Source organism: Trichocoleus sp. FACHB-46 (assembly GCF_014695385.1).
Classification (GTDB): Bacteria; Cyanobacteriota; Cyanobacteriia; order FACHB-46; family FACHB-46; genus Trichocoleus.
Genome location: NZ_JACJOD010000004.1, coordinates 1 through 12,387, shown reverse-complemented (window position 1 = coordinate 12,387; position 12,387 = coordinate 1). Strand labels below are relative to the sequence as shown.

Here is a 12,387-nt window from a genome sequence, read left to right as displayed (position 1 = left end):
GGAAGCGAAGCAGTTCAGAACTGCTTCGCTTCCCACCCTACTAGCGATCGCTTCCTATAAGCAATTCAAATATTATCCAATCCATTTAAATATGTTATGTATTGGATTGCATTACTTCTTGGGGGTGTGGGCGATCGCACCTTTGTGGCAACCTTGTAACTGCCTCTGTATATGGGTTATAGCCTTTTTAGTTGTTGGTTAGCATAGGCCGATCGCCTTTTCACTCCAATCCGATTCATTAGATATCCATATCAAATTATGAAAATATCCAATCTAATTACTCATATTCATTTGGATTTTTTATGGATTAGTTTATCCAATTCGTTCTAAAAGATATGGGCATAAGCAATCTAAATCAATTGAGTTATCTATGAATTTGCGTTGATAAGGTTAGCTAAATTGTTTCTGGGGTTAGGTTTGTAGCAATTAACTTATTTAGTCCGATCGCCCATCCAATCGCCTAGGTTATTGGTTTGAATTGCATAAAGTATGGATTGCATATTGATTTTGAATTTGGATTGAAGTAGAATGAATATGTAATCCAAAAAGATAGCTGCTTCAACTAATTGAATTGGATACTCTACCGATGAGAGGCAATTCCATGCTATCAAGGCCCACGCTCTCTAAATCTGCTGTGAGTTTCTCTCCTTTTGTATCTTTATTGGTTTCTTTGGTTGAGCTGGCGATCGCTAATCTCAGCCTCTTCTATTGTTCTGGAAACCAACCTAGAAACCAGCACTTAACCCTTAAGCAGGCGATCGCAAACTCTACAATCTTCTCTCTTTTTCCTGGGCAGCTACACACAACTAAGCGGACAATCGTAAACTTTAATCTCTTCTCCTTTTCCACTAAGCAGTCATCAACTACTAAGCTGGCGATCGCTGGTCTTATGTTCCTCTAACTCCCTACTAGCCCACAGTTAGCCCTTGAGCAGGCGATCGCAGCTTTAGTAGGGCAAGCTTCTCTCTTTAGGTTCTTGGTTCTTTGTGGTCCTGGTGGACGAGTCTTCTGACATCACTTCTGACCGCTCTTTGGGAGACTATGTTTATCTCCTTTTCTATCCCATTCAACTGATAAGCAATGCAATCTGGAGAACGGATATGGGTAAACGTGCTTGGCTCTCTAATTTGATCGACAATGACTATCTCCCGGCGATCGCTCAGCTATCTGATTCTCCTCGGGGCAGGGCTAAGGCTCAACAACTCGCTGCTCGCATGCGGCAAGAGTGGTCCGATCGCGGAGCTGAAGCCCTCAACCAACAGCAGAGTTTGATGGACCAAACTCGTAGAGCTATTAAAGACCACTTGGGAGAAGACCATTTCTCGCTCGACTATATCAAGTTCTCGGCTGAGGAATACACTCAGCTCAATGATGAGAAGCAGCGATCGGTCTCAGAGCGCAATGAAGATGTGAAGCCGTTGCACAATCCTGATGGTATTGTGGCAACCGCTGTTCGCTTGCTGGAGTCGCCGGAGTGGGCAGAGGTGGCTGCGGCTTTGGCGGTACTAACGGGCAGACGTTCCAGTGAGCTGCTCTCCACGGCTAAGTTTGAACCCAAGACGCGCTGGAGTGTGGTCTTTACTGGGGCGCTTAAACGTGGGGGAGAAACGCAAACGCTCAGTTTTGAGATTCCCACGTTGACGACTTCGGAGAAGGTCTGTAAGGCGTTAGCCAAGATTAGACGGGAGTTGCCGGAGACGCAGGAGCTACCAGCCAAAGAGGTGAATGCTCGCTTTGGTCCTGCTGTGGCGGCGGCTTGCGATCGCCACTTCTCGGACCTGGTGCCTCCTAGAGCTGGAGGCAACCTCTACACTCACTTGTTTCGTGCGGTCTACGCCACGATCGCCATCTTTTGGTACTGTCCGCCTCGCGTAGACCCAGTGGAGTTTAGAGCCGCGATTCAAGGTCACTATGCTGTGCTTGATGAGCACAATCCAGAACTGAGGCGATCGCTCGCCGCTTCTCGTCATTATGCCGATTTTGAGATTGCAGACTCTGTGATTGCTCAGTATGCAGGCAAACGTAAGGGCATTAAGCTGGGCTTGGGCGGTATTCAGCCCATTGCTCCGTTTCAGGATCGGACAGATGGCACTCAAATTGGGGAACGGCGGCGATCACAGCGCACGAGCCTGAGAATCTGGAAAGACGACCAAGCGGCGATCGCTCACATTCTCGAACACTTTGACGGCAAACTTCAACCCGACAAGATGTCTGCTTGGGTGGCTTGGTCTCTACAGCAGTTGGCCGCGAAAGCTACGATGGCTGAATTAGAAGAGACGACAGTTGGTGAAGCAATGGAGGTGGAACCCGTCGAGGCGATCGCTCTCGTAGAAACGGAAGAGATCACTACTCCCGATGAAGTTGAGGCAACTCTCGCGATCGCTTCTAGACCTGAAACCAATGAGACTGCACTAGAGCCTTTAGAGGAAAGTGAAGTTAGTCAACCAATCCAATCTACTGAATTCATAAACAATTTGTCTCTGGAGCAGCCAACAGCAAATGGATTGGAATCTAAACTCGACAAGCTGCTTGATGTCATGGCTCAGTTCGTTCAGTTTCAACTCCAGGCTCAAACACCACAGATTCAACAGGCAACGGAGCAAAACGCGATCGCTCCACCAGGGACAACTACACTCCCAGCACCAGTACCAGGGTCAGATCCAACAACGCAACCCGCGATCGCTGACCAAGCGATAGATACGGCAGAGAAGACAAACACTGAAGAAAGCAAACCTCGCAAATACAAAACTGGCGAAGCTGATGCGATCGTTCATCAGGCGATCGATGCCATCATCCAGCACAACAACCTCCCCAACCAGCTTCATGACCTCAAGTGGGCGATCACCATTAACGGATTGAAGAACTTCAGCACCAATCAAAGAGTGATTGAACGCATTATGCAGGAACGCAAAGACGAGATTGATGCCCATCATCAACTCCACCAACTTCTCCCAGGCCACAACCACCGCCACAAAAGAAAACGTAAAATTGGCGACGTGGTGAAGATTCGACTGATGCTGCGGCGATTAACTCAGAACTGACGGAGATAGAAATCAAGAACTGCTTGATTCTTTTTTACAAAGACTTTCTAAAGAGTACCTCAAAGGTACTAGCAAAGCTTCATTACAGTCTCTAGCATGAACTAAAGGATGGATTGAATCGCTCTGTTACAAAATGTCTGAATTCTAACAAATCTTTAACTGTTTATATAGTCAACTTTTAATACTTAAGATTGCACATTAGAACTGCAAAAATATATGAACAGCAATTCCTCTAACTCTAAACCTACTCTTTTCATTAGTCATAAGCACGTAGACAGCAAGATTGCAGATGTAATCAGATTATTCATCAGCGACCGAAGTGGAGGTCGGATCAATGTCTTCCAATCATCTTCTCCTTGGGCTGATGGACCTAAATCTGGTAGCAACTTAAATCAGCAGTTAAAAAAAGCTTTATGGGAAACAGATGTATTGATTTTATTGTATACCCATCTAGACCAAGATTGGAGCTACTGTATGTGGGAGTGTGGGGTAGCTACGCATCCAAAGAGTCCGGACACGAAAATTATTCTATTTCAATGCTCAGGTAGCTCCCATAATTTGTTCCACGACCAAGTGAATATTAACGTTCGTAGTTTAGTAGATATTCAAAGATTTACCAATGAATTCTTAACTAGTTCTGATTTTTTTCCTGACCGCTCAGATTGTGTTACTGATTTTCACCCAAATGGTCAGGAAGTCATTGCCGCTGCCGCTCGTTTCTTTCAAGATATGCAGCAGGTACTACCTCCTGAAAGAGAGGAGCTTTCTGAAGAATGGCCCGCTTATCCATTTTTACAGCTTGAGATTACCTTACAACAGGCAAAACAAGTTTGCCAAGCATGGGAAGAGCAAACGATTCAGGATGTGAATGAGATTATTCAGAACAATTGCCTAATTAGTGAATCTGATAAGTATTGTGAGCAACTCTTTAATGTTCCAAGCTTTGAAAGAGGCTCGAAGCTCAACGATTTAATAACTCTATGGCGAGAAGCATACCCTCACTCCCAGTCACAGTGGGTCGAAGGGTTATGTAGTCAAATTTTGGCTGGAGTAAGATGGCAGTTTCCAAGACCCGTATGGAGACTAATGCAAACCCCAAATGGTGCCTGGTGCGCTCCTATGTTGAACCGGGTACGCAGAATACCAAGTCAACAATGTATGCAGTTTGACATCTATTTTTACAAATTTATCAAAGACAAATAGCTGAGATCAGTGTTCTAGATAATTAATGTAATTCTGACAATTCTGGATAAATTGAACTATCCCGTCTGCAAGCGGACGGGATAGTTCATTGCTTAATTTATATAATTGATCCTCAAACCTGACCCAAAGCGATGGTCAGTCTAGTCCTGTAGTCAGGGTTCCCGTTCTATAGCCATTTGGCGTAAAGCGATCGAAGAATGGCAGCATCTCGTCAAGCATCAGGGTGAGTGCAAAAAACTAATGAAGTGCTCCCGTTTTACTTTTTTAGCGATCGCTTGTCCTATGCGCTCCAGCTCAGCCATATGCTCCACTGAATCCATCGACTGGACATGCTCAGGTCTAATATCGTCCAATCCACCTAACTTATCCAAGCCCTCACGAGTCAGTTCGGTATTGTAGCGCATGTATGTAAAAAGCTTTGATTCCATAGGTCCCTTTGTCTCCAGCAGGTCACCTACCTCCCGGTCAAGAGCATCGCCTAACAAACACTTGCCGAAAATGCGACACAGAAAGTCTTGTTCGTACTGGGTAGCAAGCATAAGTGCGAGCGGGATAGTCTCTGCATTATAGGCTAGATGCATACTAGAGGCTTTAAGTTCTGGATTAACGTTAGGGGTGATGCCAGTACCGACCGACACCAACAGCATCTTGTTCTCCCCGGAGGGCCACATCAGTTGATAGGGTTCGAGAGTGGCCATCAGGAAGAGTTGGAATGCTGGGTTGTTATAGGGAGTCACACCGCCATCGACGAAAATAAACTCTTTGCCAGCTAACTGAATGACTTCAGGTGGAAAAAAAACTGGAGCGGCAGTACTGGCTCGGACAAGCTGCCAAAGGGGAAGTTGCAAGTTGGAGCTTGGTCTTTTAGGGTCGTTGTATTTGGCGTGCGGGTTATTCGAGAGTGGCCAGGGGGAGTCTGTGGTGGCGTTACGCATTACCAGCATCAGAAGAGTTTTCAGACGTTCACTACCGAAGGTGGTATCCTCTCCAAATACATTCTTAAGCTCACTTGAGAGATTTTCATCTTCGTACCTGTAGCGGAGGCGTCTGAGGATGAACGCCTTGGCAAACATCTTCTCACCAGTTTCCCTATAAAATTTCTGAATATCTGCTACAGACATACCCAAGGAAAGGGCAGTTGCGATGATCGCACCCGTACTTGTACCTGCAATGTAATCAAAATAATCAGCTAAGACAAAACTCTCGTCGCGACCTAAGGCTTCTCGCAAGCTAGCTTCAATTTCAGCCAATACCGCAAGCGTAATTAGCCCACGGATGCCACCACCGTCGAGAGCCAGGAGTTTATACGGTCCAGCCTTTTTGTTTGCTTTGTCATAGATAGACATGTCAAACTCCTTTCGGTTTCTGGATAACTTCCTCAGGCATTCACCCTCGAACAAAAAACATTTCGTTGAGAGATCGAGTCAGGCTATCAAAACTTTCCGTTAAGTCAATCGCTCGCACCAGCCCAGAAGCAACCAACTCCCTCGCTCGCTCATCAGTTGCTTCCCCACGCAGCTCGCCTGCTAGTGTATCAGCTAATCGACCACTACCAGCAATAGCAAGCAATGGTCGATTAGCTTTTAAGTTCTCTGACACATCCTTCCAGGCAATCTCTCCGCCGTTAACTAGCACTGTGACCGACGGCGCTCCATTTGCCAGCACACTTGCAATATGAGCCAACCAGGGCGATTCATCACCCCAGTTAGAACCGGGCACTAGGACAAAGTGAGTGTGGTTCGGCTCCAATGCTGTAACTTTAGAGGCGGAAATTCGATCGGGAAGAGCCACCTTTCCAACTGGAGTTACACCAATCAAGGGAAACGTAGCGGCTGTCTCAGCACGAGCTTGACCCATCATCTGCATGACGCCAGCATCCGTTCCGCCATCCACTACAGACGCACCCAGTTCTTCAGCCAGCGGAGCCAGTACCTTTACAAATAACGCTCTTAGACGGGCTAGATCAGCCTCGCTCATCCTACTTGCACCACCCACAATTACTAGGATGGGACACGGACTGTGAAGAGCAAGTTCACGCATAGCAGCGGGCAAGTCCTCTAGAGACTGAACTTGAATGGCGGGTGCCATTAATCCATTTGATATGGCGATCTTAAAGGGTTTTTCCATTTGAATGTATTGCAGCTCACGGGATTATATCCTTGAAAGGTATGTCACCTAAGTAGTAGTTATACTGAACCCAGCTTATCCACTCCCTTAATTCATTTGATATATTTCTAGGCAAAGTGCATAGTGTTCAACCGTGCACTTTCCGGCCATTGCCCTTTTGGTTCCCTCTTCGAAACACAGATAATCTCATCGTCTCAACGCCTGTCGAAGTTCTCGATCTATTACTTTGTGTGGGTGCCTAAAATGATAAAGTTTTTCGATGCCTTCATTTCCTATGGACGAGCAGATAGCAAGGACTTTGCCGAGAAGCTGTACCAACAATTAACTGAACGAGGTCTTAAAGTTTGGTTTGATAAACGAGATATTCCTCATAGCGTAGACTATCAACTTCAAATTGATGATGGAATCGAGAAGGCACATAACTTTCTGTTTATCATTACGCCGCACTCGGTTAAATCCTCCTACTGCCGCAAAGAAATCGAACTGGCGGTTCAGTGCCATAAACGCATCATCCCGTTACTGCATGTCAAAGCCGACGAGTTGAAGGAGCAAACACATCCGATTATCCGCAAAATTCAGCGACTGGAGTTCCAGGAGGGGATCGACGATTTTGAGAAGTCGTTTGCCAATTTGATTAAGGTCATCCAAAGACATGAGGATTATGTTCAACAGCATACTCAATTGTTAGCCAAGGCTTTGGAGTGGGAGCGTAATCAGAAACAAACGAGTTGCCTGTTAATTGGAGAAGAAAAACAGCAGGCTCAATCTTGGCTCAAGATACGGTTTAAAGACGAGCAACCACCTTGTATCCCCACTGATTTGCACTGCGAATATATTACCGAAAGTATTAAGAATACCAATAACTTGATGACGCAGGTGTTTATCTCCTATGCCGATGCAGATAGGGCGACGATGGAGAAGATTTGTAACAGTTTGAGGCGAGCAAGCATCACGGTTTGGACGAATAGGACGGATATTCGAACTGGAGAAGTATTTGAAGAGGCGATTTGTCGGGGGGTTGAACAGGCGGATAATGTGGTGTATCTGCTCTCGCCTGAATCGGTAACGTCGGAGTTTGCTCGGCAAGAATTAGAGTATGCTTTATCACTCAATAAGCGGATAATCCCTGTATTAGTGAGAGCAACACCACCGGAACAAATACCCGAGATGCTGCGGGGCTTGCACTATATTGACCTAGCGGACAATGTACAAGAAGCAGATTATCATCTGGATGAGAGCCAACTGCTGCGGATTCTGCATCAGGATGAAGCTTACTATAACGAGCATAAAGTTCTGCTGACCAAAGCGTTGAAGTGGAAGTGGCAGCACGAGAATCCAAGCATTCTGTTGCGAGGGTATAACTTGCGGAGTGCTGAAACTTGGCTGAAGGTGGCAACTAAGAGAATGCTTCACCCACCGACAGCATTAATGGAAGAATTGATTGCTGAAAGTTTGCGACAACCGCCCGTTGAGTCGTTGGATGTGTTTATTTCCTATTCTCGTGCGGATGCGGACTTTGCCCGCAAGCTGAATGATGAACTGCAACTTCAGGGAAAAATGACTTGGTTGGACCAGGAAAGTATTGCATCGGGAGCAGACTTTCAGCAGGAGATTAAGCAGGGGATCCAAGCTTGTGACAACTTCTTATTTATCCTCTCGCCCCGCTCGGTGGAGTCCCAGTATTGCGAGGATGAGGTGGACTACGCAGCGAAAATGAATAAGCGGTTTGTCACGGTGCTGCATCGAGAGGTGAATCCAGATAATCTACATCCGGAGTTAGCGAAGGTGCAGTGGATTGATTTTCGCCAGAATTCAGGGGATTTTCAAGCCAGTTTTAGACAATTGGTGAGAACCCTGGAGACGGACAGGGAACACTTACACAATCATACTAAATGGTCGCAGCGGGCGATCGCATGGCACGAGAAAGATAAAAGTGCTGACTTGCTGTTGCGGGGAAGCGAATTCGCGATCGCAGAACAGTGGTTAAGAGAGGCTGAGAGTAATCAAAAACAGCCACCTCCAACTGAGCTGCAAAAGGCATTTATTCAATCTAGCCGCAATGCCATTCGTGATGAAATCAAAACGGAAGAACGACGGGTTTTAATTCTTAGGTTGCTACTTGCTTTGGTGAGTACTGCTTTGGTTGGTGCGGTAGTTGGTGTAGTGTTAGCAATTCAGCAAAAGACCTTAGCAGAGGATGCACTGAAGGAGCAAGCCACAACCTTGGCTCGAGAGTCTTTGTCATTGACGGATTCTGGAACCGATCGAGAATTCGATGCATTAATTCAAGCGATTCGAGCAAACCAACCTTTACGACAGCGGAATTTAGAACCCGAAGCCGCAGACCGTGGCCAGATGATTCAGGCGTTGCGGGAAGCGCTCTATCGCGTGAAAGAATACAATCGCCTTGAAGGGCATACAAAAGATATTGAGGCAATTAGTGCCAGCCCAGATGGAAAGATGATTGCAACAGCCAGCACCGATGGCACTGCTAGACTTTGGAGCCAGACAGGGCGCTTTCTGAAGACATTACAGCACGACGACGACGTTCTTAAGGTCAGTTTTAGCCCCGATGGGCAAACCATTGCAACTTACAGTAGGGATCAAACAGTTAAACTCTGGAACCATCAGGGTGAATCCTTCAATACCCTTAAGCATGACGATGAGATTTTGGAGTACAGTTTCAGCCCCGATGGGCAAATCATTGCAACTTATAGCCAAGACAGAACTGTTAAGCTTTGGGATCGTCAGGGCAAACCCTTGAAAACTTTGCCGTTTACCAGTGATGTGATAGGAGCTAGTTTTAGCCCTAACAGCCAATGGTTAGTAACCCTGACTCAAAATGGGCAGATTCAACTGTGGACGAGTCAAGGCAAAAGCATCAGAACCATTAAGCAAGCTGGAGTTAGGGTAGCTACGTTTAGTCCCGATAGCCAGACGATCGCAACCGTTACTCAGCAAGAGATCATCCTTCGGAGACTGACTGGTAACAAAACAGGCTCAACACGAATCGAAAGGGTTGAGGACATTACGGGCTTTACTTTTAGTCCTGATGGTCAAAAACTGGCACTCACCTTTGAGAAGGGAATTTTGTTATGGAGCCGTCAGCAGCAAAAACCACAAACGCTGCCACAAAGTAGAGTCAACAGCATTCAGTTCAGCCCTAACAGTCAAACTTTTCTTTCAGCCAGTAACGATCGTACAGTCACTCTATGGAGGCTCAATGGGGAAAAGCTCCAAACGTTCCGACATGATGATCCAGTTTACAAAGCGATTTTTATTCCCCATGCATCACTAATCATGACCTTGAGTGGTAAATCAGTGGTCAAAATTTGGAATCTTGAAAACCCGTACTCGAAGTTCCTGGTTGGGCATACAAAACAAGTTTACGGTGCAGTTTTTAGTCCGAATGGACAGACGATCGCTACCAGAAGCGGTGACGGTACTGCCAGACTCTGGCATCGGAAGGGACAACTAACCAAAATCCTGAAAGGACCTAATCTTCCGCTCCCAGCAATTGGTTTTCATCCAGGTAGCACAAGTGTTGCAACAGTTAATAGAGATGAAGAATTCATACTTTGGACTTTAGATGGCAAGCCAATTTTCAGACGCAAACTTCCTTACCAGGTCAAGTTGAGTTCGCTGAGTTTTAGTCAGAATGGTCAAAGAATTGCTATAGCTATGCAGAGCGGAGATTACTCAACCGTTCAAATTTGGAGTCTTGCTGGAATAACTATCAAGACACTGCCTGGCGATCAACGGTCTCCAACTTTTAATCCTAAGTATCCTATTCTGACAACGGCGACTCATAATAAGGTTTATCTTTGGACTCAAGATGGTCAAGCACTTCGTAAACTCGATAAGCATCACGCCATTCTTCACAAAGTTAGTTTCAGTCCTGATGGCACTATGATTGCAACAGCGAGCGCAGATGGAACGGCTAAGCTCTGGACATTGCAGGGACGGGAAATCGTAACGCTAAAACATAACGATCGAGTGCAAGATGTGCAGTTTAGCCATGACGGTCAAACAGTAGCAACGGCGAGTGACGATCGAACAGCGAAGCTCTGGAATCTGAAGGGGCAAGAACTCCAAACTCTATCCGACCATCGTGACCGAGTTTTTCAGGTCAGTTTTAGCCCAGATCGGCAAACGATCGCAACAGCGAGTAATGACAACATGATCCGGTTTTGGAATTTCAAGGGTCAATTACTGAAAGCAATCAATCAAAACCACGAAATTTACAGAATGAACTTTAGCCCGGATGGTCAACATTTGCTGGTGGCAAGAGAGCAAAATTCGGCAGTTTTGTGGAGCTTACCTCCTGATAGCTTGCAAGCAGACCCACAACAAGTTCTAGAGAACCTTCTAGGAAAAGCGTGTAGTTGGATCGATCATTATCTCAAAAATAAACCTGAAGAAGATAGCGATCGCACCCTCTGTGAGGGCATTGGCAAGAAGTGATATCGGGCAAAACGCAAGAGAAGCGATCACTTCTCTTGGTTTCTAGATCAGATGCCACCTTCCCCTGCCCTACCCCACATAGCTTCGAAAGTTTGTCCTAGCGGGTAACGGCTTCGAGTGTCTACTAGGATGCAGTTGGACAAATCCCCCTACTGGGCCGATGGGAGATGAAGGGCATAACTAAAACATAGCGATTCCTTAGAAACTGGCTGATTGAGGTTCAACCTTTCTTAGCGATCGTGGTTGCAGATAAGGGGAGAGGTAAAACTCCCTTAATGGCGGTTATGGTGGCCCATTTCCTCAAGATTGGGGGACGGAAAGGCAACGTGCCCAATGGCATGAAAATGCCCAAGCTGCTAGTTGGAGTGTCTTATCCCAATGCTGGTTTTTCTCAGAAGGACAAAGGGCGCTACCCATTAGAACCCTTCTTGTTTGCCCGCAATGATGAGCAGTGTAAAAAGGCGATCGCCCAGATTTATCAGGACTACCAGATGCGCCGTGACCCTACTAAAGGTGAGTTTGTCGATCACTTCTTTCAGCTTTGGGTAATTGACGAAGCCGACAACACACTGGACTTTTCGGCAGAAGGATCTGCAAGCAAAATGCGCTCCATCTTCAACGACGGGGAGCACGCTAACATTGGCTGGATCTTTGCTGGACAGTCCGTAAACACCAGAGTCCTCAAAGGCTGGACTAACGACGACCGCAAAAAATCAACTGAAATCATCCTGGAGGCAGCAAAGATTAGAGCCTGGGCAGAAGAGTATGGTTCTGACTATTACAGTAGCGATCGCTTGAAATCGCTGCTAGCGAATGTGGATGCAATTCGAGAAGTGATTGAGAAAGAAAATGCCCCCATTGGGGATGAAGCCAAGCGGTTACGGATTGCCTTAGTGGCTGATTCGATTTCTCCCAAACTATTTTTGCTACCCAGTTTTGATAGTGCTGAGTTTGACTTGGAAACCTACTTGGAAGTACGTAGAAAAGCAGATGGGATATTGGCTGTAAGTGGTGCAGCCAAGGCAGCAAGTAATGCAGCAAACCCTGATTCTGCCGTTGCAGCGACTCTGCCAGCCAGTGACTATGTGGTGGTTGGCTGTCTGAAGTGCAAAGGCGGGATTTTGAGTAGAGTTAAAACTTCTAGAGGTAGTAAATATTACGTTTGTGATACCTGTGGCAAATCCACATCTGAGAATCTTTTAAGAGCAGGGACAAATGCGTAAATCAATTGATTTGAGCACGCTTTTATCAGTCAACTCTATGACCTTGCCTTCAGTTAAATTAGCAAATAAAGACACTTTACCTGAAGCTACAGCAATCTACTTCGTTTTCTCGTGTATGTAGTGATTCATTGGCTGTAGTAAGTGCGTTGTGTCAGAGAGCATGCTGGGTACTATAAGAGCGGTGTGTTTTGGCAGTTGGTTCTTACCGGTATGGCTAGGCAAGCTCATCAAGATGCGGGGCTTTCCTAAAGACAAGAAGGTGAAACTGTTCCGAGTCACTGTTTCTACCAACAGGACGGAGTTTGTCGCCACCAACGACTTATCTCAAG

General features: G+C 46.2%; 7 protein-coding genes and 1 pseudogene. 6 read left to right on the top strand and 2 right to left on the bottom strand.

Annotated features, from left to right (window positions below; genetic code table 11):
* The 3 genes from H6F72_RS29940 to H6F72_RS00170 all read left to right on the top strand — a co-directional run.
* Positions 1 to 202: hypothetical protein (locus H6F72_RS29940; RefSeq protein ID WP_206755411.1), on the top strand; the 202-nt coding region annotated here is incomplete at its 5' end.
* Positions 203 to 1,100: 898 nt separating this feature from the next.
* Positions 1,101 to 3,041, top strand: a complete 1,941-nt coding sequence (locus tag H6F72_RS00175) for a protelomerase family protein (protein WP_190431016.1) — start codon at positions 1,101 to 1,103, stop codon at positions 3,039 to 3,041.
* Positions 3,042 to 3,257: 216 nt separating this feature from the next.
* Positions 3,258 to 4,244, top strand: coding sequence for a hypothetical protein (locus H6F72_RS00170; protein ID WP_190431015.1), 987 nt, complete (start codon positions 3,258 to 3,260; stop codon positions 4,242 to 4,244).
* 218 nt (positions 4,245 to 4,462) lie between these two features.
* On the opposite strand, the gene H6F72_RS00165 is transcribed toward H6F72_RS00170, so the two are convergent.
* Together H6F72_RS00165 and H6F72_RS00160 are read right to left on the bottom strand one after the other, a co-directional pair.
* Entirely contained in the window at positions 4,463 to 5,590 is a 1,128-nt protein-coding gene (locus tag H6F72_RS00165; RefSeq protein ID WP_190431014.1) for a patatin-like phospholipase family protein, read from the bottom strand.
* A gap of 40 nt (positions 5,591 to 5,630) precedes the next feature.
* A complete protein-coding gene (locus tag H6F72_RS00160) occupies positions 5,631 to 6,371 on the bottom strand; it encodes a hypothetical protein (protein WP_190431013.1) in 741 nt (246 codons plus the stop codon).
* Between the two features lie 243 nt (positions 6,372 to 6,614).
* Here H6F72_RS00160 and H6F72_RS00155 point away from each other — a divergent pair, with 243 nt between their 5' ends.
* The 3 genes and pseudogenes from H6F72_RS00155 to H6F72_RS00145 form a co-directional block, all read left to right on the top strand.
* The gene (locus tag H6F72_RS00155) at positions 6,615 to 10,835 is read left to right on the top strand and encodes a toll/interleukin-1 receptor domain-containing protein (RefSeq protein ID WP_190431012.1); all 4,221 of its coding nucleotides are present in this window, start codon (positions 6,615 to 6,617) and stop codon (positions 10,833 to 10,835) included.
* A 239-nt stretch (positions 10,836 to 11,074) separates the two neighbouring features.
* Positions 11,075 to 12,058, top strand: coding sequence for a hypothetical protein (locus H6F72_RS00150; protein WP_190431011.1), 984 nt, complete (start codon positions 11,075 to 11,077; stop codon positions 12,056 to 12,058).
* A gap of 217 nt (positions 12,059 to 12,275) precedes the next feature.
* Positions 12,276 to 12,387, top strand: a pseudogene (locus tag H6F72_RS00145) (IS701 family transposase); the annotation flags it as partial.